The sequence below is a fragment of the Sinorhizobium americanum genome, from assembly GCF_001651855.1.
In the GTDB taxonomy this organism is placed as follows: domain Bacteria; phylum Pseudomonadota; class Alphaproteobacteria; order Rhizobiales; family Rhizobiaceae; genus Sinorhizobium; species Sinorhizobium americanum.
Genome location: NZ_LNQC01000047.1, coordinates 61,560 through 86,839, shown reverse-complemented (window position 1 = coordinate 86,839; position 25,280 = coordinate 61,560). Strand labels below are relative to the sequence as shown.

Below are 25,280 nucleotides of genomic sequence, written 5' to 3'. Positions count from 1 at the left end.
CTACCTGTTTCGCGCGTCTCTCAGGCGCGCGAAACAGGTCAGCGGCAAGGGCTCCAAAATCCTGGCAGGTCTGTGATGCGCGCCGGGCTTCCGCTATCGGGCAAGCGCTTCTTGCATTCGCTTGATCTCGGCAAGCTTGGCTTTGGCCTCTAGGTAGCCGCGTTCGATCGCTTCGCCGGCGCGGTGAAATTCCGACAGTCCGATATCGTTAAGCTTTGGATGGAGCGCCAGATCCGGCGGGTCGCCGGCGAGACGTGCGCGCGAGATACGATCCTGAATGATGTTGAAGGCCTGCACCATGACGCTCGTCATGCCGAGACGCGCCGAATAGGCACTGCCAGCCTTGGCGGGGGCATCGGGGGCCTCCATGCCGGCACTGTGTTTGACGACGGCGGACCGGCCGTAGAGATCGTAGTTGAGGTTGACGGCGACGACGAGTTGCTGCTCGTAGGCGCGGCAAACGGAGACGGGAACCGGGTTGACGAGCGCGCCGTCGATGAGGGTGCGTCCATTCGCATGGATCGGTTCGAAAATACCCGGCAGCGCATATGACGCGCGTATCGAGGTGATCAGCGAACCCTTTTCCAGCCACACCTCGTGGCCGCTGTGAACTTCCGTGGCGACTGCGATGAAGGGGCGGTCGAGATCCTCGATGCTGATATTTTCGAGGTGCTCCTGCATGCGTTTGGTGAGCCGCAGGCCACCGAAAAGGCCGCCGCCGCCGATGGCGAAATCGAGCAGGCTGGCGATGCGGCGGACGGTGAGGGAGCGGGCGAAGTCTTCGAGTTCATCGAGCTTGCCGGCGAGATAGCAGCCGCCGACAAGCGCGCCGATCGACGTGCCGGCGATCATGCCGACCTCGATCCCGTCTTCGTCGAGTGCTCTTAAGACACCGATATGCGCCCAGCCACGCGCCGCGCCGCCGCCAAGGGCTATGGCGATCTTCGGCTTCGCCGGGAGCGGAACTGGTTCAGAAGGTGTGGTCGTCAGCGATGTGCCATTGGGGCCGGACAGGTCGGCTATTTGATTATTGCGCGTGAACGTCCAGTTCAACATCCGGCACCTCCAACACCGCCGAACCGATTAATCTGAAGCGCGTCTTGTAGGAGAGCCCTGCCAAGCCGGCGTGGTGTCGGCCTTGTCACATTCATGGCTGAAAGACTGGCACCAGAATTGAAATTTAGCACCGAACCTGTCGCCAATGCGGCTGGCCCAGTAAACATTGGATACAATCTGCAACACAGCTCGGAACGCCGCAGTTACCGCAGGAACCGATTGTATGATAAATGATTAAGCGCGCGTTTAGTTTCTAAAGTATGAATATAACATGGGGGTGCCCCAGGAAAATCCAGATGCTTTCAGCCAGGCGCTATTTTTCGGCGTAGACAAGCTTCGGATCAAAGTATCTGCGTTCATCCGAAATGGTTACTTTCGGCTCACCGCCCTCGACCCCAACCGTGCGGTAGAAGCAGGAGCGGCGTCCCGTGTGACAGGTGGCGTCATGGCCTGCAACGGTAACCTTCAGCCAGACGGCGTCCTGATCGCAATCGGTCCTGATTTCCTGGACGGCCTGCACGTTGCCGGAACTCTCGCCCTTCTTCCATAGGCTGTTGCGCGAGCGGCTGAAATAGTGGGCAATACCGGTTTCGATCGTCAGCGCCAGTGCCTCGGCATTCATATGCGCGACCATCAGCAATTCGCCGTCGCGGGCGTCGGTCACTACAGCGGTGACCAGGCCCTTCTCGTCGAAGCGGGGCGTGAAGGCCGAGCCAATCTCAAGCTCGGCCTTGTCGTTCGACGGAGCAGCAAAAGTCAGCGTCATCGCGAAAGCGCCTTGCTGGAGCTTACTTGAAGCCCCTCAACATGGTCATGAAGCGGGCCTGCTCGGCCGGCTCCGTCTTGAAGGCACCGGTAAAGGTGGTCGTCAGCGTCGTCGCGCCCTGCTTCTTGATGCCGCGCATCGCCATGCACAGATGCTCCGCCTCGATCAGCACGGCGACGCCGCGCGGAGCGAGCGTCTCGTCGATCGCTTTGGCGATTTGCGCCGTCATCGACTCCTGCGTCTGCAGGCGGCGCGCATAGATGTCGACGACACGGGCGATCTTCGAAAGGCCCAGGACGCGGCCGTTTGGCAGATAGGCGACATGTGCCTTGCCGATGATCGGCACCATGTGGTGTTCGCAATGCGAATAGAACGGAATGTCCTTCTCAAGCACGATATCGTCGTAGCCCGAGACCTCCTCGAAGGTGCGTCCAAGCACGTCTTCGGCAACCAGGTCGTAGCCGCCAAAGATTTCCCGATAGGATTTGACGACACGCGCTGGCGTGTCCTTCAGGCCCTCCCGGGTCGGGTCTTCGCCGGCCCAGCGCAGCAGTACGCGAACGGCTTCCTCGGCTTCTTTCTGCGTCGGACGACCACTGGTGTCGTCGAGCACGGGGAAATTCTTTACTATGGCGTCCATATGGCCTCTTGATGCGCGAGCGGAATCGCTGACGTTTTATCTTTCGGACAACTCGCCATTGGCCATTCGCCTAACCCTGCAGGCTTGGGTTCCGTTGGCGGGCTCCGGGGCTTTCGGGTCCTGGCTTAGCAGTGCACTGGACCGTCCGGCACGGTTTCCCAAACAACAGGCGACACTTATCCTCTTGCGGAACTGTCGCCCCAACACGACATAGCATATAGTATGGCGCCACATGGATGAAAGAGGCCCAGGCGAGCGCGCCGTGCTTTTTTCCCCTGTACCGGAGAAAATCATGCGCCGATCACTCAAAACCGCGAAAAATCAGCCGGATCGCGTCAAATGATGGATGACATTTACAACAGCAGGATTCTCGAATTTGCCGGCAACATTCCGAGGGTCGGAATGCTCGCCGATGCCGATGCGGAAGCTGCGGCACATTCGAAGCTTTGCGGGTCGAAAGTCAGAATCTGGCTGAAGATGGATGGGGATGTCGTCACCGACTTCGCCCATGATGTGAAGGCCTGCGCCCTGGGACAGGCATCGTCCTCGATCATGGCCCGCCATGTCGTTGGCGCGCATGCTGCGGAAATCCGCCGGGCGCGTGAGGACATGCTGGCCATGCTGAAGGCGGACGGAGAGGGGCCTTGCGGCCGCTTCGAGGACATGCGCTTTCTGCTGCCCGTTCGCGACTACAAGGCGCGCCATGCCTCGACGATGCTGACCTTTGACGCGGTTGTCGATGCGATCGGCCAGATCGAGGCCAAGCGCCTCGCAACCGCAGTATGAACGATGTGCGGAAAGCCGCAGTCCGACCGCCTTCTTCGAAGTAGCCGAAGAGTCATCGCCGGCCGCAACTGGTCGGGGCCGATTCGCAAGACTCCTGGCCGTCTCTTCGGCATGGCGGCCATCCGCACCTATCAGCTGACGCTGTCGAGCTTCATCGGCAATTCCTGCCGGCATCTGCCCACCTGTTCGGAATATGGCTATGAGGCGATAGCCCGGCACGGTCTCTGGGCCGGCGGCTGGCTGACGCTGTTTCGCGTCCTGCGCTGTGGGCCCGGCGGAACGCATGGGTTCGATCCGGTGCCGGAGAGGCTTGCGCCGCGCCAGCGCTGGTATGCGCCGTGGCGCTTCTGGCAGCGCTGGCGAAAGGATGCGTGATCGCCATGACGATCCCGATGGAGTACCGGCAGGCGTCCGCCGATTTTGATCGCTTCATCCTCGACGCGCGCGACACGGCCGGCCTGCGGACGACCAATCAGGCCTATACGATGGTGCAGGCGGTGCTTCAGGCCTTTCGACGCCGCCTCGACATTTCCGAGGCGCTGCTCTTCGCCAGCGTCCTGCCGCCGGTGCTGCGGGCGATCTTCGTCACGGATTGGGATCTCGAGGAGCCGACCGTGCCTTTCTCCGGTCGGCTCGCCATGACCCGTGAGGTGCAGGCTTTCCGCGGCGATCACAATGTCTCGCCGGATTCGGCCATCGCGGATGTCGCCGCGGCCCTTCGGCGAGACGTTGACGAAGCAAAGCTCGATCGGGTGCTCGCGCGGCTGCCGCAGGGGGCCGTCGATTTCTGGCGGGCGTGATTCGGAGGGGAAATGACAAGCTATGTCGCGCTGCTCCACAGCATCATACTGGGCGAGGGCCGGCGTGTCGTGATGGCGGATCTTCGCCAGATGGCGGAGCGGCTCGGCTATCGCTTGCCGCGCACCCTCGTCGCCACCGGCAATCTCATCTTCGAGGCTCCGGAACAGCCGCTTGCAGAGATCGAATCGGCGCTTGAAAAGGCATTCCTCGAGACGTTCGACCGGCATGTGGACATCATCGCGCGTTCGGCCGACGACTGGCTGCGGCTTGCCGACGGCAATCCGTTCCTTGCGGCGGGCGAGGAGGACCCGGCTCGGGTCCATATTCGCGTCATGCGTTCTCCGCTTCGGCCGGACGCATTCGACGGACTTCGGAGCTATTGTACGAGAGGCGAACGTGTCGCCGTCGTCGGTGGCGATCTCTGGGCGGATTTCGGCGGCAAGGCGAGCGAGTCGAGACTGCTCGGCGCCTCGACGACGAAACGGCTTGGCATCGGCACGTGGCGAAACTGGAACACTGTCAAGGGTTTGCGCAGGATACTTGCCGGTTGACGGGCCGCCGCGCCTTTACTCACCGGCCAAAAACCTTTATCAGGCCCGCGTCAATTCACCGGCCCCGCCGGCAACCATACCACCCGCATTCGTTGGCGGGACTGGATAGGAGATCACGATGTCCGTTTCCCTTACATTTCCTGATGGTTCCGTCCGTGAGTTTGCCGCGGGCACGACCGGCCGCGATGTCGCCGAGTCGATCTCGAAGTCGCTGGCCAAGAAGGCTGTCGCCATCGCTCTCGACGGCGACCTGCGCGACCTTTCCGATCCAGTCGCCGACGGCAAGATCGAGATCGTCACGCGGGAAGACAGGCGCGCGCTCGAACTGATCCGCCACGACGCGGCCCATGTGATGGCCGAGGCCGTGCAGGAATTGTGGCCGGGAACGCAGGTGACGATCGGTCCCGTCATCGACAACGGATTCTACTATGACTTCGCCAAGAACGAGCCCTTCACGCCCGATGACCTGCCGGTCATCGAGAAGAAGATGAAGGAGATCATCGCACGCAACAATCCCTTCACCAAGGAGGTCTGGTCGCGTGAGAAGGCAAAGGAGGTCTTCGCCGCCAAGGGCGAGAGCTACAAGGTCGAGCTCGTCGACGCGATCCCGGAAGGCCAGGATCTGAAAATCTACTACCAGGGCGACTGGTTCGACCTCTGCCGTGGCCCGCACATGGCCTCGACGGGCCAGATCGGCACGGCCTTCAAGCTGATGAAGGTGGCCGGCGCCTATTGGCGTGGCGACAGCAACAATCCGATGCTGACCCGCATTTACGGCACGGCCTGGCACACGCAGGAGGAACTGGATCAGTACCTGCACGTGCTCGCCGAAGCCGAGAAGCGCGACCATCGCCGCCTCGGCCGCGAGATGGACCTGTTCCATTTCCAGGAAGAAGGACCGGGCGTCGTCTTCTGGCACGGCAAGGGCTGGCGTATATTCCAGAGCCTCGTCGCCTATATGCGCCGCAGGCTCGAGATCGACTACCAGGAAGTCAACGCGCCCCAGGTTCTCGACAAGTCACTCTGGGAGACCTCCGGCCACTGGGGCTGGTACCGCGACAACATGTTCAAGGTGACGGTCGCCGGCGACGAGACGGACGACGATCGGGTCTTCGCGTTGAAGCCGATGAACTGCCCCGGCCATATCCAGATCTTCAAGCATGGTCTGAAGTCTTACCGCGAACTGCCTGTCCGCATGGCCGAATTCGGCGCCGTGCATCGCTACGAGCCGTCCGGCGCGCTGCACGGACTGATGCGTGTGCGCGGCTTCACGCAGGACGACGCGCACATCTTCTGCACCGACGAGCAGATGGCGGCCGAATGCCTGAAGATCAACGATCTGATCCTCTCGGTCTATGAAGACTTCGGCTTCGAGGAGATCGTCGTCAAGCTTTCGACGCGGCCGGACAAGCGCGTCGGCTCCGACGCGCTCTGGGACCGTGCCGAGGCCGTGATGACCGAGGTGCTGAAGACCATCGAGGCGCAGTCCGAGGGCCGCATCAAGACCGGAATCCTGCCGGGCGAGGGCGCCTTCTATGGGCCGAAATTCGAGTACACGCTGCGGGACGCGATCGGCCGCGAATGGCAGTGCGGAACGACCCAGGTCGACTTCAACCTGCCGGAGCGGTTCGGTGCCTTCTACATCGACAAGGATTCGGAGAAGCGCCAGCCGGTGATGATCCATCGCGCCATTTGCGGTTCGATGGAGCGGTTCCTCGGCATTCTGCTCGAAAACTATGCCGGTCATATGCCGCTGTGGATCTCGCCGCTGCAGGTGGTCGTGGCAACCATTACTTCGGACGCAGACGATTACGGCCGCGAGGTCGCGGCACGGCTGCGTGAGGCCGGGCTTACCGTTGAAACCGACTTCCGCAACGAGAAGATCAATTACAAGGTCCGGGAGCATTCGGTGACGAAGGTTCCGGTGATCGTCGTCTGCGGCAAGCGCGAGGCGGAGGAGCGTTCGGTCAACATCCGTCGGCTCGGCTCCCAGGCGCAGACGGCAATGTCTCTGGACGAGGCGGTCGCTACGCTCTCGGGCGAAGCAATGGCGCCCGACCTCAAGCGCAAGGCCGAACGGAGCGCCCGGGCTGCCTGAGCGCCGATTGAGCGGTGTTTCGAACTGCGGTGGGCACGCGCCTGAAGGCGCGTGCCGCCATCCGAAAGCTGAAGTGCTCCGGCATAAAGTTCGCTCTCGACGACTTCGGCTGCCGCGACATTTCCGGCAAACGGCTAAGCGAGGCCTCGGCGGCCTCAGCCTTCTCTTTGGTGATCGCTTGACGCTGCCTCAGGCCAAGGCGGTGACATCAGTCGAGCGCGTCGGCATTGGCGGTCTCGCCAGGCGCGCCGCTGCCGTTCAGCAGCACTTCCACATCGGTATTGACGCCGGCCTTTACGGCAAAGTCGCGCTGGTAGATCTTGTCCTTGTTGCGCGCCACGGCCGTGTAGCTACCCTCGGCAAGCACCAGCGTCGGAAAGGCGCCGACGCTTTCGCTGACGACGTCGCCCGACGAGGTCAGGATCGACCAGGCGGTGTCGGCAATCGCCTCGCCGCCGGGTTCCGAGACGAGCTTCAATGTCAGCTTGGCGGCGCGGTGCTGGATCGTTGCTTCGGTCAGCTTGCCGGCTTCCACCTGGATATCGGCGCGGATCACCGCATTGACCGCGCCATAGTCGGAAACGACGTGATAGGTGCCGGCGCCGAGCCGAACCACCGTGTTGGGCTTCACGTCAGCGACGATCAGGGCGCGCTCGCCGTCCTCCTTTACATCGGATGAGAAGATCGAAAAGCTCAGCTCGTTCGGTGGAATACGCACGTCACTGCCGGAGACCGCGTTCAGCATGACGCCGCCAGCATCCAGCACGAGGACCTGTTTGTCCAATTCGCCTTGTTCGGGCACGCGAATCTTGCGGGTGGCTGCCGCGCGACCGAAGGCAACATTGACGAAATATTCACCGGGCACGAGATTGAAAGCCGTGGAGCCGCCTTCGGAAGTGGCCAGCAGCGGGAGCTTGCCGTCGCCTCCGGGGATCGGGCTGAAGACCCGCCAGCTCAGGCCCGACTCCACCGGCTCGCCGTCACTCGTCAGCAGGGCCTCGAGCTTCACGTCCTTCAGTTCGCCGTTCTGGGTTGGGTCGCTGACGAGCGGATTGAAGCTCGTGAGCTTCGGCATCTTCCGGCTGCCGGAGATCGATGGAAAGCTCTTGAAGGCGTCGGTGGCATCTTGCGCGACTGTCCGCTCCGCAGCAGAACCGGCGAGCATGGTCGCCAAGGCGGTTCTCAGCAAAATACGAGTGCGGATGCGCATGAGGGCAGTTGACTTCCTGACTGAGTGACTCCACTTGAGACGCCGGTATGGCATTTTCGTGGCTGTCGATCCGGCGGCAAGTTAGTGGAATTCGCTCGATATGAAAACCGAAATTAGGCTCGTCGACTATCTCGCTTCCCGCAGGTCAATTCCCGCCTTTCAGATGGGGCCGCCAGGGCCGGGCAAGGCTGAGGTAGAGGAAATGCTGAGGCTCGCCACCCGCGTGCCCGACCACGGCAAGCTGGCCCCTTGGCGCTTCATCGTCTATCGCGGCGAGGAGAGGGCGCGGATCAGCGGCGAGTTGAAGAAGATGGCGCTTGCTGCCAAGCCAGATCTCTCGGAGGAACTGATCAAGGTCGAGGAGGCGCGGCTGACCCGCGCCCCGGTCGTCGTTGCGGTGGTCAGCAAGGCCGCGCCGCATTTCAAGATTCCCGAATGGGAGCAGATGATGTCGGCAGGCGCCGTGTGCCTCAATCTTTTGATGGCGGCGAATGCGCTCGGCTATGCTTCTAACTGGCTGACCGAATGGTACGCCTTCGACGAGAAAGCCTATCCGCTGCTCGGCGTCGCACCCGGCGAAAGAATCGCCGGCTTCATTCACATCGGCACGGCCATGGTACCGCCGACGGAGCGGCCAAGGCCGGAGCTCGCCGAGATCGTCACCTGGGTCGGGGAAGAGGCCTGATGTTCTACGAAACGGCCTCGAACCGGCATGGCTTGCCGCACGACCCCTTCAAGGCGATCGTGTCGCCGAGGCCGATCGGCTGGATTGGTACGCGCGCCGCGGACGGCTCGCTGAACCTCGCACCCTATTCCTTCTTCAATGCGATCAGTGACCGGCCGAAGCTCGTCATGTTCTCCTCGAGCGGCTACAAGGATTCCGTGCGCAACATCGAAGCGACCGGTGCGTTCACGGCGAGCTTTGCCAGCCGCAACCTCAGCGAGGCCGTCAACAGGACCTCGGTGGCGGCGCCGCACGGCGAGAGCGAGTTTGAGATCGCCGGCTTGACGCCGGTCGAGGGAACGCTCGTCAAGGCGCCCTTCGTCGGCGAGGCCTTCGCCGCGCTCGAGTGCCGGATGACGGAGATGTTCCGACCGAGGGATCTCGATGGCGTGGAATCCGACAGCTACGTCGTCATTGGCGCCGTCGTCGGCATTCATATCCGCGACGAGGCCATCCGTGACGGACGCTTCGACGTGACCACCGTCAAGCCGCTCGCACGTCTCGGCTACATGGATTATTGCGATGGCGGCGATGTCTTCGAAATGACGCGGCCGGTCCGCTAGATTTCGTCCGAAGCAGCGTCAGCGAGAAGCTCGATCTGCCGCGGCGAGCCGGCGGCCACGGCCGAGAAGCCGTTATCGAGACTGTTTGTCCAAAGCCGCCGCACCGCCGCCTCGTCGACGGCATCGGCGGGCAGCATCTCGTAGGAAGCGATGCCGGCTTCGCTTGCCCGCAGAACGGCCGCGACGCGCCCGGCCCGGACGACGGCCGGCACATCGCCTGTCCCGGTGACGCGCCGGCAGCCGCATGCTTCCGCGAGCGCCGAGGCGTCGAAGACCAGTGCGGAGAGGCGCGGCGAAACGCCGGCCATCGAGTGGGGCGAGAGGACGCTTTCGGCAAGCGTTGCATATTCCGCAAGGAGCGCCGTTCGACCCTGGCCCATTCCTGCCGCCGCCTCGGCGACCTTCAGCATCACATCGAGCTTCTGGATATCGGCGGGTCCTCGGCACGCCGTCAACACGATGCCGTCAACGCCGGCAAGGAGGCTCGAGAGATCCTCTTCGCTGATCGGTTCGGCCGGCCCGATCCGCGCCAGAAGGAGGCAGGGCGCTTGCCCTCTGTCCGGTTGCCGCAGGCTTGCGAGTGCAGCGGCATCGACAACGATCCCTTGAACGGCCTGCAGCAGCTTTTCCTCGGGGAACTGTTCGCCGGCTGCGAGGTACAGAAGAGGTTTCATGGTTTGCGCGCGGTTAACGGACATGGTGAACCAATCTTAAACCTTTGACCGCTAATACTCGGACATTGGGGCTGTCGGGTGTCTAGTGGGGCATAGGTGATCATACAAGCATTTCTTCGCTGGGTGGAAACGGCGAGAACCAGCGACCGCGCACGTGCTGCCAATGCGCTCGGGCGATCCTATGCCCAAGCCGAGATGAACGGCCTCGATCGGCATGCCGCGGAAATGGCGATGACTTTCCTATTGGACGATCCTTCGCCGAAGGTGCGATTGGCGCTGGTCGAGGCGCTCGCCGATTGCCCGTCGGCGCCGCGAGCCATCGTCAGGGCGCTCGCGGAGGACCAGCCCGAAATCGCCTTCGCGGCAATCGCGCGTTCGCCGGTGCTTACCGATGCGGATCTCGTCGACCTTGCCGCGCGCGGCACGGCGGAGACGCGGGCGCTGATCGCGGCGCGTGGGGCGGTGTCTTGTTCCGTTGCCGCGGCAATTGCGGAGATCGGCGACGAGGAGGAGGTTACCATTCTCCTTGAGAATAGCGGCGCCATGCTCCTGCAGGGTTCTCTCAGAAGGATCGCCTGCCGGCTCGGGCATGTTGCCGCGGTACGCGACCGTTTGCTGGCCCGTGCCGACCTGCCGAGCGACGCGCGGCATGCGCTTGCCGAGAAAATCGGTGCGGCGCTCTCGGCTTCCGGGTTCATCCAGGCGGTCATTGGCTCGGCCCGCGTAGCGCGTGTCACGAGAGAGGCATGCGACGCTACGGCCTTGACGATGACGGCCGTCGCGTCGCCGGACGACCTGTCCCAAATGGTCGCCCACTTGCGCGAGACGGGGCGCTTGACCCCAGCCTTTCTGATGAGCGCCCTCTGCAGCGGCGCCACGGACTTCTTCGTCCTGGCCATGGCCGATCTTTCCGGCCTTGCCGAAAAGCGCGTGCGCTCGATCCTTTCCGGGGGGCGCGTCCATTCGATCCGCGCTCTCTTCGAGAGCGCCGGGCTGGGGCGCGACGTCAGCGAAGCCTTCGCGCAAGCCGTCCTTCACTGGCAGGCCCAGACGAGCGAGGGCGCGCCGGCATCGCTTGCCGCTCTCCTTGAACGTCTTCGCCGGAACCCGTGCTCGACATCGGCCTCCGTCGCCGAACTCGTGGAGCGACTGGGCTTCGCCGAGCTACGGCAAGTCGCCCGGGACTATGCCTTGCTTGCCGCGCGGCAGGCGGCCTGATCGGCGTCTCAGTTGCCGAACCGGCGCGCCACCCAGGAATAGCCGTCTTCCATGTAATGCACCGGGGCGCTGACGATCGCCTGCAGCTTTTGGCGATCCGGCACTGCGCCGCTCAGCCATGTCAGGGCGCGCTTCGGCAGGCCCGGCTTTTCCTCTGGCGTCGCCGGGGCGGTTGCGGCCTGCTGCGGCGCTTCAGTGGCCTGCGGGGCGGCCGTGGGAGCAGGTTCGGTGGATGCCGTCATGTCCGATCCCGAGGTTTCGCAAACGGCAACGACGACCGGGTAGTTCCTGTTGGAGAACTTCGGCAGTTCCTTTTGAGATTCCGTGTCGCAATGAGCGATCGACGGCCAGGTGCCGTTCACCGTCGAGATGTAGTGGCACTGCGTGACATTGTCATCGCAACCGAGAATGGTCATGACGATCAGGGCGGCTTTCATGTCTTTGGTCCGTTCAGAAGTTTGTTGCCCTCAATCCTATGGAGCTTCGATTGTTTCCGAAGTAGGGCAAAATAGCCGTCCCACAAAACAAATTGTTTCGTCCCGTCACCCGGATTGATTGCAGCTCTCCCTGCGCCGTTTGACGTATTGGCGCCGTTCGTCATTGCCGTTAGTTTCGTCGCATCGATCGTACGGATCGTTAGAATCTGCATTGAGGCTTGGAATGACCACCATCACTATCGCCGAGGAAGCACCGCGCCAGCCGGCCATCCTCCGCCTGCTCGAACTCTCCGATGCCTATGCGGCATCGCTTTATCCGGCTGAAAGTAACCATCTGGTCGATGTCTCGACCCTGGAAAAGCCGACAGTGTCCTTCCTTGTCGCACGATCGAACGGCGCGATCGTCGGCTGCTGCGCGCTGGTGGACGCCGGCGACGGGACGGCCGAGATCAAGCGGATGTTCGTCGATCCGGAGGCGAGGGGGCTGAAAGTCGGCAAAGGGCTTCTAGCTGCGCTGGAAGCCAGGGCGGAAAAACTCGGCCTGTCCGCGATTCGGCTGGAGACGGGCATCTATCAGCCGGAGGCGATCGGCCTCTACCGATCGTTCGGCTATGTCGAGCGGCCGCCCTTTGGCAGCTACCTGCCCGATCCGCTCAGCCTGTTCATGGAGAAACGGGTGGGGCCAGTAGCTGAGTGATCACCGGCGGTTTTGCCCCTCATCGCGCTGCCGGTCAGCGGCAATTCAGAGATTCGCCTATAGCTGGCAACGGCCTCAAATATCCAGATTGTCCGCAAAGACGGCGCGCTCCTGGATGAAGCGGAAGCGGGCGTCGGCCTTGGTGCCCATCAGATTGTCGACAGCCTCACGCGTGCCCTCGAAATCGACGTCGTCTATCTCGACCTTGAGCAGGGTCCGGTTGGCCGGATCCATGGTCGTTTCCTTGAGTTGCGCCGGCAGCATCTCGCCCAGACCCTTGAACCGGCCGATCTCGACCTTGCCGCGGCCGTTGAACTCCGTGCGCATCAGTTCTTCGCGATGCGCGTCGTCGCGGGCATAGAGCGTCTTGGAACCCTGGCTCAACCGGTAAAGCGGCGGCACGGCGAGATAGAGGTGGCCGCCGCGGATGAGCTCCGGCATTTCCTGGTAGAAGAAGGTGATCAGCAGCGAGGCGATGTGGGCGCCGTCGACGTCCGCGTCGGTCATGATGATGACGCGCTCGTAGCGGAGGTCCTCCTCGCGGTATTTCGACCGCGTGCCGCAGCCGAGCGCCTGGACGAGATCGGTGATCTGCTGGTTGGCGCCGAGCTTCTCGCGGCCGGCGCTGGCGACGTTCAGGATCTTGCCGCGCAAGGGCAGGATGGCCTGGTTGGCGCGGTTGCGCGCCTGCTTGGCCGAGCCGCCTGCCGAGTCTCCCTCGACGATAAAGAGCTCCGCGCCTTCCGCCGTATTCTGCGCACAGTCGGCGAGCTTGCCGGGCAGGCGCAGCTTGCGAACCGCCGTCTTGCGGTTGACTTCTTTTTCCTTGCGCCGCCGGACGCGCTCCTCGGCGCGCTCGATGACCCAGTCGAGAAGCTTCGCCGCTTCCGCAGGATTGTCGGCAAGGTAATGGTCGAAGGGATCGCGCAGGGCATTTTCGACGATTCGCTGCGCCTCGACGGTGGCCAGCTTGTCCTTCGTCTGGCCGACGAATTCCGGCTCGCGGATGAACACCGACAGCATGCCTGCTGCCGAGATCATCACGTCGTCGGTGGTGACGATCGCGGCCCGCTTGTTCTGCGTGAGATCGGCGTAGTTCTTCAGGCCCTTGGTCAGCGCGATGCGCAGCCCCGCCTCGTGCGTACCGCCCTCCGGCGTCGGGATCGTGTTGCAATAGGAGTGGATTTGCTGGTCGCCGCCATACCAGGTGACCGCCCATTCGAGCGAGCCATGGCCGCCCGCCTTTTCCGACTTGCCGGCGAAGATCTCGCGGGTGACGGTGAATTCCTTGCCGAGCGTCGCGGCGAGATAGTCCTTGAGACCGCCGGGGAAGTGGAACACTGCCCTGTCCGGGGTCTCCGAACCTTCCGGCAACAGCGACGGGTCGCAGGACCAGCGGATTTCGACGCCGCCGAAGAGATAGGCCTTGGAGCGGGCCATGCGGAAGAGCCGCGCCGGCTCGAACCGGGCATGCGGCCCGAAGATTTGCGGGTCTGGGTGGAACCGGACCTTGGTACCGCGGCGATTGTGTACTTCGCCGAGCTCTTCGAGCCCGCCCTGCGGAATGCCGCGAGAAAAGCGCTGCCTGTAGAGCTTGCGATTGCGGGCCACCTCGACCTCGACCGAATCCGACAGCGCGTTGACGACGGAGACGCCAACGCCATGCAGTCCGCCCGAGGTCTCGTAAGCCTTGCCGTCGAACTTGCCGCCGGCATGCAGCACCGTCATGACCACTTCGAGGGTCGACTTGTTGGGGAACTTCGGGTGGTTTTCAACCGGAATGCCGCGGCCGTTGTCGGTCACCGTCAGGAAGCCTTCGGCGTCGAGGTTCACTTCGATGAAGTTGGCATGGCCGGCGACGGCCTCGTCCATCGAGTTGTCGATCACCTCGGCGAAGAGGTGGTGCAGCGCCTTTTCGTCCGTTCCGCCGATATACATGCCCGGCCGCCGGCGCACCGGTTCCAGCCCCTCGAGGACCTCGATTGCCGAAGCGTCGTAGTCGCTGCCGTCGCTGCTCTTCGGCGCAAGCGGTGCGACGTTGCCGGCGGCAGGCGCTGTCGGCTTGCGCGGCGCGCCGGCATCGGCAGGCTTCGGCTGCAAAGGCATGGCGGAAAAGAGGTCGCTGCTGTCGTCCATGGAGTGGTTAGATCGTTCCTGTCGTCTCTATCGGCAAGGCCATAGCAAGACCGCGCCGCGGTCGCCATCCCTTGGCATCCGAATCACCCGAATTCTGCCAGAGTCTTGCCTAAAGCGCGAACAAAAGGCGAATTTTCGGATGCGAAGGCCGGACTCTGCGGTGAATTGCGGCTTGAGTGTTGCGTCGCGAAGGTGCCGATGGCAAGGCATGAGCCGAACCAGGGAGCCCGTCGGGTGTCTATGTCCACAATTGTTTTCTCCATCCGGTGCCTGATTGCCGCGGTGCTCTTTTCAAGCGTTGTCGCTGCCGCCGAGGCGAAGCCGTTGCCGCCCTACAAGGATGCACTGTTCGGCTATCCCGAAATACTGCGGGAGGAGGATGGTGGCGATTTCCGCGTTGTCGGCTATCAGGAACTCAGGGACATCAACGGTCGCGATCAGATTCCGGAGCGGCGCGTCAAGCGGGCCTATGTATCGCTTGGCGTCAAGAGTTCGCAGGCCAACGAGACGCTCGACCTCGGCGGTCGTTCGATCGACGTCACGCGCGTCGGCCGGGATCGTGGGGCTGCCTTCACCGTTATCTTCATCCACGGCCGCGGTGGCGACCGGCGCCTCGGTGCCAACGACTTCTCCTTCGGCGGCAATTTCAACCGGCTGAAGAATCTGACGGTCGGCAGTGGCGGTATCTACTATGCGCCGAGCGTGCGCTCCTTCGATGCGGCGGGCGTGGCCGATATTGCGGCGCTGATCCGCTTTGCCGCCGAGCGATCCGGCAATCGGCCCGTCGTGTTGTCCTGCGCTTCCATGGGCAGTTTCATTTGCTGGGCCATCTCGCGCGACCAGCAGGCGACCGCAATGTTGAGCGGCATGATGGTCATGGGAGGGGTCGCCGATCCGGCGTTTCAAGAGAGCGCAGCCTATAAGTCGAGGCTGCCGATGTTCTTCAGCCATGGCAGCAATGACAGCGTCTATCCCGCCGAGGTGCAAATTGCGCTCTACCGCTCCCTGAAGGACAAGGGCTACCCCACTCGCTTCGTGTTGTTTGAGACCGGTTCCCATGGGACGCCGGTGCGCATGACCGACTGGCGGGATGCGCTGAACTGGATTCTTGAGCGTTAGCGGAATGCTCGCGGCCGTGAATGGAAATTCCGCATGAACAAGGTTGAAAGCTGGCGGTGGCCGGAGGATCGTCCGCAAGGCACCATCTCGCCGGACGACTACGAGGATCGGCTCGGTACGATCACGCCCATGGCCTATCTGCCCTTCGGCAACGGCCTGAGCTATGGCGATGTTTGCCGCAATGACCGAGGCACATTGATCGACGGCGCGAGGCACGGCCGCATCCTCGCCTTCGATCCGGGGACCGGCGTGGTGACCTGCGAGGCCGGCGCCACGCTGCGCGACATCCTCGTCAAGGCGATACCGCACCGCTTCTTCCTTCCCGTAACACCGGGATCGGGTCTCGTCACGGTCGGCGGGGCCGTCGCCAATGACGTTCACGGCAGAAACCATCATGCCCGCGGCGCCTTCGGCAATCATGTCCGGCGGCTGACGCTGCTGCGCTCGGACGGCGAGCGCCTGGTCTGCTCCGCCGAGGAGAACGCCGAACTCTTCGCCGCCACGATCGGCGGCATGGGCCTGACGGGACTGATCCTCGATGCCGAACTGCAGCTGATTAAAGTGCCTTCGCCGCATGTCCAACAGCACGCCATTCGCTTCGAATGCCTCGAGGACTATTTCGCACTGATCGACCGCGTCGGCGAGGAGCATGAATATTCGGTCGCCTGGATCGATCAGCTGGCGAGCGGCCGGCGGACGGGCAGGGGCGTGCTCTGGGCTGCCGATCACGCCGACGCATCCTGCGAATATCCGGACATTCCCAAGGGGCCGAAGCCTTCGCTGCCCTTCTCCACGCCGTTCAATCCGCTGAATTCCCTGACGCTGAAGGCGCTCAATGAATACCGCTTTCGCAGGGAAGTGCGCGGCGAAACGGTATCGACGGTGAAATGGACGTCCTATTTCCATCCGCTCGACCGGCTTGGTGCCTGGCACCGACTCTACGGGCCTCAGGGTCCTTGTCGGTACCAGAGCGTCTATCCGGCCGAGAATGCCGAGGAGACGACGCTTCGCCTCTTGAAGACCGCGCGCGAACACGGCCACGCCTCCTTCCTGACGGCGCTGCACCGTTTCGGGAACGCCGAAGCACGAGGCTTGCTTTCCTTTCCCCGGCCGGGTTTCGCGCTGACCTTGGACTTCGCCAATCAGGGCGAAGCGACCGTCAAACTGCTCGACGCTTTGGACCGTATTGCCGTCGAGACCGGCGGGGCGGTGAATCCAAGCGCGGACTTCCGCATGAGCCCCGCGGTTTTCGAGGCCTCTTTCCCGTCATGGCGAAAACTCGAAGCGCTGCGAGATCCGGCCATGGTTTCGGATTTCTGGAGGCGCACGGCGCTTGCACTCGAGAGCTGACGCCGGTCAGCGCCTCAGTCCCTTGATGTCCATGTCGAACTCGACCACGTTGGAATAAATGGGAGTGCCGACGTCCATGCCGTAGGGTGCACGGCGAATGCTGCCGCGGATGGTGAAGGAAATTGAGCGCTTGTCCCAGTCGGTCAGGGTAACGGCGAAGCGTTCCTTGCGCGTTTTGCCCCGCGCCGTCAGCGCACCCTCGATGTTTGCACTACTAGGCCCGGTCTGTGTCACGCGGGTAGAGCGAAAAGTCACGGTCTGATAGTTATCCGTGTCGAAGACTGCGCTCGACCGCAGGAAGTTCTCGATACGGCGCTCTCTCGCCCTGACACTCTCCGGAAAGAGCGTGAACTCGACCGACGATCGGGAGACATTGCCGCCATCTATCCGAAACTTGCCGGAGAACTTTGCGAAGTTGCCGGCGATGCCACCGCCGCCCGTCTGCCCGATACTGAAATGGATGCGCGAGGAAGTGGCGATGCTGTAGCTCCCGGCCGCATCCGCGAGCGACGGCGCCTGTGCGCGGGCCGGTAGAGCCATAGCGATCAACGCGAAGGCTGCTGTCAGGGCGAGATGGCGACGAGCGTTCATGGATCATTCCTCCCGGCAACGGCTTCACTGGCTTCTCCGGCCTCGACTGGCGCCGCGTCGCTCCTCCGGAAGCCGGAGCGCAGCATGCGGATCAACACGGCCTCGCCTCGGACGAACTGGTGGTAGATCGCCGCCGCAATGTGGATGGCCACCAAAGCGAGCATGACATAGGCGAGCAATGCGTGGGTGAGGGCCCAGAACGCCTCGGCGCTATCCGATTGCTGCAGCGGCAGATGCGGTATGACGATGATGTTGAAGTAGAGGCTCGGCATGTTCAATGTCGAGGCGGAGGCGACGGCCCAGCCGGCCAGCGGGGTGATAATCCCAAGGAGGATCAATATCCTGTGCGTTTGGCGCGCTGCGGCATGTTCGAACGGGTGGAGGCCTGGAACGGGCCTCGGGGTTCGCTCTGTCAACCACCAGATGGCTCTCAAGAGCGCGAGCCCCAAGGCGGTGAAGCCGAGCGACTTGTGCCATTGGTAAAGCGAGAACTGCAGCGCCGGATCGAGCTCGATTCGCCGCATGGCGAAGCCGACCACCATCAGGCCGAGAACCAGCAGCGCGATCGTCCAGTGCAGCACGATCGTTACTATACCGAAGTCGTTCTCGCCGTTGCGCAGCATTGGGTGACTTGACCAGTTGGTCTCCCGTTGCCGTGAGACGCCTTAAGGCGCGGTTTTATTCGGAACGTTGCTGTCCAAATTCTGCCGCGCCGGGTCGTTCGTGCGCGTGGCGCCTATTGGCTGACGAGCCGGAATCTGCGGCGAGGTGCTTTCATTTGCCTGGCCGATTTGCTAGGCCGCTTGCCCGAGAGGCTTTGATCCCGGAGGAAGAACCGATGACGCCTGACGTCCGCCCGCTTGTTGCCGGCAACTGGAAGATGAATGGTACGCGTGCTTCGCTGGACCAGATCAAGGCGATGGCCGAGGGCGTCAAGGGTGAGCTTTCCGCCAAGGTCGAGGCGTTGATCTGCCCGCCGGCGACGCTGCTTTATGTTGCCACTGCGCTTTGCGACGACAGCCCGCTGATGATCGGCGCGCAGAACTGCCACCAGAAGCAATCGGGCGCCCACACCGGCGATGTTTCTGCCGAGATGATCGCCGATTGCTTCGGCACCCATGTCATCGTCGGCCATTCCGAACGCCGCACCGATCATGCCGAAACTGATGCACTGGTGCGGGCCAAGACCGAAGCCGCACGTGCGGCGGGCCTCGTCGCCATCGTCTGTATTGGCGAGACCGAAGAAGAACGCAAAGGCGGCAAGACGCTCGACGTCCTGAAGCGCCAGCTCGCTGGCAGCCTGCCGGATGGCGCGACGGCGGAGAGCACCGTGATTGCCTATGAGCCGGTCTGGGCGATCGGCACCGGGCTGACGCCGACCGTCGGAGATGTGGAAGAGGCGCATGCCTTCATGCGTGCCGAACTCGTTTCCCGTTTCGGTGCAGAGGGCGGCAAGATGCGCATTCTCTACGGTGGCTCCGTCAAGCCCTCCAATGCCAAGGAACTGATGGGCGTCGCCAATGTGGACGGTGCGCTGATCGGCGGCGCCAGCTTGAAAGCGGAAGACTTCCTCGCCATCTACGGGGCCTATGAAGAATTGACTGCGTGATCGCCGTGTGCGGCGGGCAGGGGCTTGGAATAGGCGGCGGCTTGGTATAAAGAGGCGCGAAATTTGGCGCGGCCCGTGACGTGGCCGCGATCGTTCGATTCGAATGCCCCGAAAAGGGCAGGACTGGAAGCTGATGCAGACCGTACTCCTCGTCGTTTATCTCATGGTCGTCGTCGCTCTGATCGGCGTCGTTCTCATTCAGCGTTCCGAAGGTGGCGGTCTCGGCATCGGCGGCGGTTCGGGCTTCATGTCCGCCCGTGGCACGGCCAATGCGCTGACCCGCACGACGGCGGTTCTTGCCTTCCTGTTCTTCGCTCTGGCACTCGCGATGGGCATCCTAGCGCGTTACGAGCCGCAGGCGACCGATATTCTTGAACGTATTCCGGGCACGAGCTCGAGCGGCGGCGTGCTGGATTCGCTCGGCGGCGGCCAGACCGCGCCGGCCGGCGGTAACACTCAGGCTCCGGCGAACGGCAATGGCGCCAACAACGCGGTTCCGGCAGAAGGCGCGGCCCAGCCCGCCGCTCCGGCCGCTCCGGCTCCCGGCGCCAACGGCAATACCGGATCGCAAGTTCCGAGCGGCCAGTAAGGCCGAAGTTCAGAAGAACCCGCCGGCGGATGTTTCATCCGCCGGTTTTGTTTTGTGTGAAATCTACCGCACCGAGAAACGGAAAAATTCGGGAAGACGAATTTTTTCGGTGGCGGAATCGTTTGTGAAAAGGTATCCGGTGACTCCCATGGCGCGATATGTATTCATCACTGGCGGCGTGGTCTCCTCCCTCGGAAAAGGCATCGCTGCGGCCGCTCTCGGAGCGCTGCTGCAGGCGCGTGGCTACCGCGTGAGGCTGCGCAAGCTCGACCCGTATCTCAATGTCGATCCGGGCACCATGAGCCCGACGCAGCACGGCGAGGTGTTCGTCACCGACGACGGGGCGGAAACCGACCTCGATCTCGGCCACTACGAACGCTTCACCGGCCGCTCGGCGACGAAGACCGACAACATCACCACGGGCCGGATCTACAAGAACATCATCGACAAGGAACGGCGCGGCGACTATCTCGGCGCGACGGTTCAGGTGATCCCGCACGTCACCAACGAGATCAAGAACTTCGTTACCGAAGGCAACGAGGACTACGACTTCGTCATCTGCGAAATCGGCGGCACCGTCGGCGACATCGAGGCCATGCCCTTCATGGAGGCGATCCGCCAGCTCGGCAACGACCTGCCGCGCGGCACCGCCGTCTACGTCCACCTGACGTTGATGCCCTATATCCCGGCGGCGGGCGAACTGAAGACCAAGCCGACCCAGCATTCGGTCAAGGAACTGCAGGCGCTCGGCATCCACCCCGACATTCTGCTCGTTCGCGCCGATCGCGAGATACCGGAAGCGGAGCGCCGCAAACTGTCGCTCTTCTGCAATGTCCGCCAATCGGCAGTCATCCAGGCGCTCGACGTTGCGTCCATCTACGACGTGCCGATCGCCTATCACAAGGAAGGCCTCGACAACGAAGTGCTCGCCGCCTTCGGCATCGAACCGGCGCCGAAGCCGCGCATGGAAGCCTGGGAGAACGTGGCGCATCGGATCCGCACGCCGGAAGGTGAAGTAACGATCGCGATCGTCGGAAAATACACCGGCCTCAAGGATGCCTATAAGTCGCTGATCGAAGCGCTTTACCACGGCGGCATCGCCAATCGCGTCAAGGTCAAGCTCGAATGGATCGAGTCCGAGGTCTTCGAGAAGGAGGACCCGGCGCCCTATCTCGAGAAGGTCCACGGCATTCTCGTTCCCGGCGGCTTCGGCGAGCGCGGCTCGGAAGGCAAGATCAACGCGGCCCGCTTTGCCCGCGAACGCAAGGTGCCCTATTTCGGCATCTGCTTCGGCATGCAGATGGCCGTGGTCGAAGCTGCCCGCAATCTCGCAGGCATCGACAAGGCGTCGTCGACCGAATTCGGCCCCACCAAGGAGCCGGTCGTCGGCCTGATGACCGAATGGGTGAAGGGCAACGCGCTGGAGAAACGCTCGGCCTCCGGCGATCTCGGCGGCACCATGCGCCTCGGCGCCTATCGTGCGGCGCTCAAGCCCGATACGAAGATCGCCCGGATCTATGGATCTCCGGATATCTCCGAGCGCCATCGCCATCGCTACGAGGTCAATGTCGACTACAAGGAACGGCTGGAGTCCTGCGGCCTCGTCTTCTCGGGCATGTCGCCGGACGGCGTGCTACCGGAGACGGTCGAATATCCGGATCATCCGTGGTTCATCGGCGTTCAATATCATCCGGAGCTGAAGTCCCGGCCGCTTGACCCGCATCCTCTGTTTGCGAGCTTCATTGAGGCAGCGCTCGAACAGTCGCGGCTGGTGTAGCCTCTTTCCCCTATGTCCCGATTTCGCGGCCGGTCCCCCTCAGGACCGGCCGTACGCCTATTGGCGCCTCGCATGCTTGAGTGAGGTGGCTGCATTTCGACGCCTGTCCTGCTGCCGCTTGCAATCATCGGTCAAAAGTTGCAAACAGCGGCAAACCGGTCATCAGGGAAATCGCCATGAACCTGCCTACCCGCACCGCCCGCCCGCTCGATCATCTCGTGCTGCCGGTGGCGGAACTCGGGCAGGCGAGGCGGCGCCTAGGCGATCTCGGCTTCACCGTCGCCGGAGATGCGCGGCATCCCTTCGGCACTGAAAACGCCTGCGTCTTCTTTTCGGACAATACCTATCTGGAGCCGCTCGCCATCGCCTCGCGTGAGGAGTGCGAGGCTGCCGCGCTTTCCGGCAATGCCTTTGTGGCGCGCGACCATGCCTTCCGCTTCCGGCAGGGCCCGGAGGGTCTGTCGGCGATCGTGCTCGGGACGCCCGATGCCGCCGCCGATCACATCCGCTACCGGTCCTGCGGTATCTCCGGCGGCGAGATGCTGGAGTTTTCCCGGCCTATGCGCCTGCCGGACGGGCGCGAGGGGCTCGGCTCCTTCAGGCTGGCCTTTGCTGCGGACCTGCGCGCGCCGGACTTCTTCCTGTTCAGCTGCCAGCGGATCCGCGCCCTGCCGGTCGACGGCGCGCTCACCGATCACGAGAACGGCGTGACCGGCATCGCCGAGGTTGTTCTTTCGGAACCCAATCCAACCGATTTCCAGTATCTGCTGCAGGAAGCGGTCGACGAGCGCGAAGTTTCGGCTCATTCATTCGGCATGGATATCCAGGCCGGCAGCGCCAAACTGTCGGTCTTGAACACTGCAGGCACGGAGGCCTTCTATGGCCGCTCCGTCAGCGCGACCGACCGCGGCTTGCGCGGCCGTGCCGTGGTCTTCCGCGTCGCCGACCTCGAAGCGACGCGCGCGCTGTTTGCGCAGAACGACATCGAATTTGCAGAAATGGGCGGACGCCTCGTTGTCCCGGAAGTGCCGGGGCAGGGGGTGATTTTCGCATTTGGAGTGTAGTGATGGAAACGAATGCAAGGGTCGTCGTCGGCGAGGGTGCCGGCCAGGTGGTGTTCTCCCAGCAGGAGCGGCTGACGCTGATCGCCGGCCCCTGTCAGATGGAGAGCCGCGAACATGCCTTCATGATCGCCGGCAGGCTGGTCGAACTCTGTAAGTCGCTCGGCCTCGGCCTCGTCTATAAGTCCTCCTTCGACAAGGCCAACCGCACCTCGCTCTCCGGCAAGCGCGGCATCGGCCTTGAAAAGGCAATGGAAATCTTTGCCGACCTCAAGCGCGAATATGGCTTCCCGGTGCTGACCGACATCCACACGGAAGAGCAGTGCGCCGCGGTCGCCGAGACCGTCGACATTCTGCAGATACCGGCCTTCCTGTCGCGCCAGACCGATCTTCTCGTAGCGGCCGCCAAGACCGGGCGCGCCATCAACGTCAAGAAGGGCCAGTTCCTGGCGCCCTGGGACATGAAGAACGTGCTGGCCAAATTCACGATGAGCGGCAACCCGAACGTCCTTCTCTGCGAGCGCGGCGCATCCTTCGGCTACAACACGCTCGTTTCCGACATGCGCTCTCTGCCGATCATGGCGGCGCTCGGGGCCCCGGTCGTGTTCGACGCCACCCATTCGGTGCAGCAGCCCGGCGGGCAGGGCGGCTCCTCGGGCGGTCAACGGGAGTTCGTCGAGACCCTGGCACGCGCCGCCGTCGCCGTCGGCGTTGCCGGCGTCTTCATCGAGACGCATGAGGATCCGGACAATGCCCCCTCCGACGGCCCGAACATGGTGCCGCTCAAGGACATGCCGCGGCTTCTCGAGAAACTGCTCGCCTTCGACGCGATCGCCAAGGCTTGAGTGAGCAGGTGCCGTCCCGCGTGAAGTTTTCATGACGCGCGACGGCACCCCGTGCTCCTGGCGCCCCGCGCCATTGTAATTTCAGGGCCATCCATTAAGACAGGCCGACCATCACCAACGTCCACAAGCAGGGAAGAGATCAATGACTGCGATCATCGACATCATCGGCCGAGAGATCCTCGACAGCCGCGGCAACCCGACCGTCGAGGTCGATGTCCATCTCGAGGACGGCAGCTTCGGTCGTGCCGCCGTTCCCTCGGGCGCGTCGACCGGCGCGCATGAAGCGGTCGAACTGCGCGACGGCGGCACCCGCTATCTCGGCAAGGGCGTCGAGCGCGCTGTCGACGCGGTCAACGGCGAGATCTTCGAGGCGATCGGCGGTCTCGATGCCGAGAACCAGATCCAGATCGACAAGACAATGATCGAGCTGGACGGCACGTCGAACAAGTCGCGCCTCGGCGCCAACGCCATTCTCGGCGTCTCGCTCGCCGTCGCCAAGGCCGCGGCGGAAGCGGCCGACCTGCCGCTCTATCGCTATGTCGGCGGCCCGAACGCCCATCTCCTGCCGGTGCCGATGATGAACATCATCAATGGCGGCGCGCATGCCGACAACCCGATCGACTTCCAGGAATTCATGATCATGCCGGTCGGCGCCGAGACGCTGAGGGATGCCGTGCGCATGGGCTCGGAGGTCTTCCACACGCTGAAGAAGCAGCTCGCTGCCGAGGGCCACAACACCAATGTCGGCGACGAGGGCGGGTTCGCTCCGGGCTTGGCTTCCGCACCTGCGGCCCTCGATTTCATCATGAAGTCGATCGAGAAGGCGGGCTACAAGCCGGGTGAGGACATGTATGTCGCGCTCGACTGCGCCTCGACGGAATTCTTCAAGGACGGCAAATACGTGCTCGAAGGCGAAGGCCGCACGCTGGAGCCGGGTGCCATGGCCGAGTATCTCGCCGAGCTTGCCGCCAAGTACCCGATCATCTCGATCGAGGACGGCATGGCCGAGGACGACTGGGACGGCTGGAAGGCGCTGACCGACCTCATTGGCAACAAATGCCAGCTCGTTGGCGACGATCTCTTCGTTACCAACTCCGCACGGCTGCGCGACGGCATCAAGATGGGCGTCGCCAACTCGATACTCGTCAAGGTCAACCAGATAGGCTCGCTTTCCGAAACGCTCGATGCCGTCGAGACGGCGCACAAGGCCCGCTACACCGCCGTCATGTCGCACCGTTCCGGCGAGACCGAGGATTCGACGATCGCCGATCTGGCGGTTGCCACCAATTGCGGTCAGATCAAGACCGGTTCGCTCGCCCGTTCCGACCGGCTCGCGAAGTACAATCAGCTGATCCGCATCGAGGAGCAGCTCGGCCTGCAGGCACAATACGCCGGCCGCTCGATCTTGCGCGGCTGATCGCTGCCACTGGCATCAGCATCAAATTGCCAAACCCGCCTGCCTGACGGCCGGCGGGTTTCCTTTTCCTTGCCATTCATGGTCAACGGTCGGTTAATCAATCGGCGCTAGTCTGCCTTGGTATTGCGTAGCAGGGTATTGACGATGTGGACACGGCATCACAAGAAGCGGAGACTGGGGCGGCTGGTAGTGCCGGTGATCGCAGTCGCCTTTCTTTCTTACTTCGGCTATCATTCGATCCATGGCGGTTACGGCTTGAGAGCGACGGAGGAGTTCGACCGCCAGATCGCCGAGCGGCAGGCACGGCTCGACGAGCTTACTCAGGCGCGGCAAATCCTGGAAAAGGAGGTCGAGCTGATGAGTGACGGTTCGTTGGAAAGAGACATGCTGGATGAGAAGGCTCGCCTCGCGCTCAACATGTCGCGCAGCGACGAGATCGTCATTTTTCATCGCGCTGCTAATTAACTGAAATTCGGTTAATTTAAAATATCTGTTTCAAATCAGGCGCTTGTGCGGAATAATAGCCATGCAAATATGTCATTGCTGTGGCGCGCTTCTTTCCCTA

Annotated in this window: 27 protein-coding genes; 18 read left to right on the top strand and 9 right to left on the bottom strand. The window is 63.0% G+C overall.

The window, feature by feature from the left end; translation table 11 throughout:
• Positions 1–93: 93 nt before the first annotated feature.
• The 3 genes from ATC00_RS10405 to folE all read right to left on the bottom strand — a co-directional run bounded on the left by ATC00_RS10405 (position 94) and on the right by folE (position 2,462).
• Positions 94–1,056 (bottom strand): patatin-like phospholipase family protein, encoded by a 963-nt coding sequence (locus ATC00_RS10405; RefSeq protein WP_037383123.1) that lies wholly within the window; start codon positions 1,054–1,056, stop codon positions 94–96.
• Positions 1,057–1,369: 313 nt separating this feature from the next.
• Positions 1,370–1,822: a phosphoribosyl-AMP cyclohydrolase gene (hisI, locus tag ATC00_RS10400; RefSeq protein WP_037383125.1), complete on the bottom strand. Its 453-nt coding sequence runs from the start codon at positions 1,820–1,822 to the stop codon at positions 1,370–1,372.
• A 22-nt stretch (positions 1,823–1,844) separates the two neighbouring features.
• The gene (gene folE / locus ATC00_RS10395) at positions 1,845–2,462 is read right to left on the bottom strand and encodes a GTP cyclohydrolase I FolE (protein ID WP_037383126.1); all 618 of its coding nucleotides are present in this window, start codon (positions 2,460–2,462) and stop codon (positions 1,845–1,847) included.
• Positions 2,463–2,801: 339 nt separating this feature from the next.
• Between folE and ATC00_RS10390 the strand changes: the two genes are divergently transcribed.
• The 5 genes from ATC00_RS10390 (at position 2,802) to thrS (ending at position 6,698) form a co-directional block, all read left to right on the top strand.
• A complete protein-coding gene (locus tag ATC00_RS10390) occupies positions 2,802–3,248 on the top strand; it encodes an iron-sulfur cluster assembly scaffold protein (protein ID WP_082912210.1) in 447 nt (148 codons plus the stop codon).
• Positions 3,249–3,251: 3 nt separating this feature from the next.
• The gene (gene yidD / locus ATC00_RS10385; RefSeq protein ID WP_037383127.1) at positions 3,252–3,623 is read left to right on the top strand and encodes a membrane protein insertion efficiency factor YidD; all 372 of its coding nucleotides are present in this window, start codon (positions 3,252–3,254) and stop codon (positions 3,621–3,623) included.
• Between the two features lie 5 nt (positions 3,624–3,628).
• On the top strand, positions 3,629–4,048 hold the full coding sequence (locus ATC00_RS10380; RefSeq protein ID WP_037383345.1) for a DUF2267 domain-containing protein: 420 nt from the start codon (positions 3,629–3,631) through the stop codon (positions 4,046–4,048).
• Positions 4,049–4,060: 12 nt separating this feature from the next.
• Entirely contained in the window at positions 4,061–4,600 is a 540-nt protein-coding gene (locus ATC00_RS10375; protein ID WP_037383130.1) for a DUF1697 domain-containing protein, read from the top strand.
• A gap of 112 nt (positions 4,601–4,712) precedes the next feature.
• Positions 4,713–6,698, top strand: a complete 1,986-nt coding sequence (gene thrS, locus ATC00_RS10370; RefSeq protein ID WP_037383132.1) for a threonine--tRNA ligase — start codon at positions 4,713–4,715, stop codon at positions 6,696–6,698.
• A 208-nt stretch (positions 6,699–6,906) separates the two neighbouring features.
• Here thrS and ATC00_RS10365 read toward each other — a convergent pair whose 3' ends face one another.
• On the bottom strand, positions 6,907–7,908 hold the full coding sequence (locus ATC00_RS10365; protein WP_037383135.1) for a hypothetical protein: 1,002 nt from the start codon (positions 7,906–7,908) through the stop codon (positions 6,907–6,909).
• A 100-nt stretch (positions 7,909–8,008) separates the two neighbouring features.
• Between ATC00_RS10365 and ATC00_RS10360 the strand changes: the two genes are divergently transcribed.
• Positions 8,009–8,593 carry a nitroreductase family protein gene (locus ATC00_RS10360; RefSeq protein WP_037383138.1) on the top strand — a complete coding sequence of 195 codons (585 nt, stop codon included), beginning with the start codon at positions 8,009–8,011 and terminating at the stop codon, positions 8,591–8,593.
• Positions 8,593–9,195, top strand: coding sequence for a flavin reductase family protein (locus ATC00_RS10355; protein WP_037383140.1), 603 nt, complete (start codon positions 8,593–8,595; stop codon positions 9,193–9,195). Before ATC00_RS10360 ends, ATC00_RS10355 begins: the two co-directional genes overlap by 1 nt.
• On the opposite strand, the gene ATC00_RS10350 is transcribed toward ATC00_RS10355, so the two are convergent.
• Positions 9,192–9,893 (bottom strand): aldolase, encoded by a 702-nt coding sequence (locus ATC00_RS10350; protein WP_037383142.1) that lies wholly within the window; start codon positions 9,891–9,893, stop codon positions 9,192–9,194. The genes ATC00_RS10355 and ATC00_RS10350 overlap by 4 nt on opposite strands.
• A gap of 72 nt (positions 9,894–9,965) precedes the next feature.
• On the opposite strand from ATC00_RS10350, the gene ATC00_RS10345 reads away from it, so the two are divergent.
• Positions 9,966–11,087, top strand: coding sequence for a DUF2336 domain-containing protein (locus ATC00_RS10345; protein WP_037383144.1), 1,122 nt, complete (start codon positions 9,966–9,968; stop codon positions 11,085–11,087).
• 8 nt (positions 11,088–11,095) lie between these two features.
• Here the strand turns inward: ATC00_RS10345 and ATC00_RS10340 are convergent, their stop codons facing one another.
• Positions 11,096–11,524, bottom strand: a complete 429-nt coding sequence (locus ATC00_RS10340) for a hypothetical protein (protein WP_037383146.1) — start codon at positions 11,522–11,524, stop codon at positions 11,096–11,098.
• A 223-nt stretch (positions 11,525–11,747) separates the two neighbouring features.
• Between ATC00_RS10340 and ATC00_RS10335 the strand changes: the two genes are divergently transcribed.
• On the top strand, positions 11,748–12,221 hold the full coding sequence (locus ATC00_RS10335; RefSeq protein ID WP_037383149.1) for a GNAT family N-acetyltransferase: 474 nt from the start codon (positions 11,748–11,750) through the stop codon (positions 12,219–12,221).
• 75 nt (positions 12,222–12,296) lie between these two features.
• Here the strand turns inward: ATC00_RS10335 and parE are convergent, their stop codons facing one another.
• Complete coding sequence (gene parE / locus ATC00_RS10330; protein ID WP_064252702.1) at positions 12,297–14,357, bottom strand: DNA topoisomerase IV subunit B; 2,061 nt, start codon at positions 14,355–14,357, stop codon at positions 12,297–12,299.
• A gap of 198 nt (positions 14,358–14,555) precedes the next feature.
• Here parE and ATC00_RS10325 point away from each other — a divergent pair, with 198 nt between their 5' ends.
• Together ATC00_RS10325 and ATC00_RS10320 are read left to right on the top strand one after the other, a co-directional pair.
• Entirely contained in the window at positions 14,556–15,476 is a 921-nt protein-coding gene (locus ATC00_RS10325; RefSeq protein ID WP_064252701.1) for an alpha/beta hydrolase, read from the top strand.
• A 33-nt stretch (positions 15,477–15,509) separates the two neighbouring features.
• Positions 15,510–16,826, top strand: a complete 1,317-nt coding sequence (locus ATC00_RS10320; RefSeq protein WP_064252700.1) for an FAD-binding oxidoreductase — start codon at positions 15,510–15,512, stop codon at positions 16,824–16,826.
• Between the two features lie 6 nt (positions 16,827–16,832).
• On the opposite strand, the gene ATC00_RS10315 is transcribed toward ATC00_RS10320, so the two are convergent.
• A complete protein-coding gene (locus ATC00_RS10315) occupies positions 16,833–17,417 on the bottom strand; it encodes a YceI family protein (protein WP_037383156.1) in 585 nt (194 codons plus the stop codon).
• The gene (locus ATC00_RS10310; protein WP_064252699.1) at positions 17,414–18,040 is read right to left on the bottom strand and encodes a cytochrome b; all 627 of its coding nucleotides are present in this window, start codon (positions 18,038–18,040) and stop codon (positions 17,414–17,416) included. Before ATC00_RS10310 ends, ATC00_RS10315 begins: the two co-directional genes overlap by 4 nt.
• Positions 18,041–18,255: 215 nt before the next feature.
• Here ATC00_RS10310 and tpiA point away from each other — a divergent pair, with 215 nt between their 5' ends.
• The 7 genes from tpiA to ATC00_RS10275 all read left to right on the top strand — a co-directional run bounded on the left by tpiA (position 18,256) and on the right by ATC00_RS10275 (position 25,180).
• Complete coding sequence (gene tpiA / locus ATC00_RS10305; RefSeq protein ID WP_037383161.1) at positions 18,256–19,026, top strand: triose-phosphate isomerase; 771 nt, start codon at positions 18,256–18,258, stop codon at positions 19,024–19,026.
• A 133-nt stretch (positions 19,027–19,159) separates the two neighbouring features.
• A complete protein-coding gene (gene secG, locus ATC00_RS10300; protein WP_064252698.1) occupies positions 19,160–19,615 on the top strand; it encodes a preprotein translocase subunit SecG in 456 nt (151 codons plus the stop codon).
• A 139-nt stretch (positions 19,616–19,754) separates the two neighbouring features.
• Positions 19,755–21,392, top strand: a complete 1,638-nt coding sequence (locus ATC00_RS10295; protein WP_072642838.1) for a CTP synthase — start codon at positions 19,755–19,757, stop codon at positions 21,390–21,392.
• Positions 21,393–21,568: 176 nt separating this feature from the next.
• On the top strand, positions 21,569–22,456 hold the full coding sequence (locus tag ATC00_RS10290) for a VOC family protein (protein WP_064252696.1): 888 nt from the start codon (positions 21,569–21,571) through the stop codon (positions 22,454–22,456).
• Positions 22,456–23,298, top strand: coding sequence for a 3-deoxy-8-phosphooctulonate synthase (gene kdsA, locus ATC00_RS10285; RefSeq protein WP_173827769.1), 843 nt, complete (start codon positions 22,456–22,458; stop codon positions 23,296–23,298). The genes ATC00_RS10290 and kdsA overlap by 1 nt, the downstream gene beginning before the upstream one ends.
• 142 nt (positions 23,299–23,440) lie before the next feature.
• A complete protein-coding gene (gene eno / locus ATC00_RS10280) occupies positions 23,441–24,715 on the top strand; it encodes a phosphopyruvate hydratase (RefSeq protein WP_064252694.1) in 1,275 nt (424 codons plus the stop codon).
• A gap of 144 nt (positions 24,716–24,859) precedes the next feature.
• Positions 24,860–25,180 (top strand): FtsB family cell division protein, encoded by a 321-nt coding sequence (locus tag ATC00_RS10275; protein ID WP_037383177.1) that lies wholly within the window; start codon positions 24,860–24,862, stop codon positions 25,178–25,180.
• The last annotated feature ends 100 nt before the right edge of the window (positions 25,181–25,280 follow it).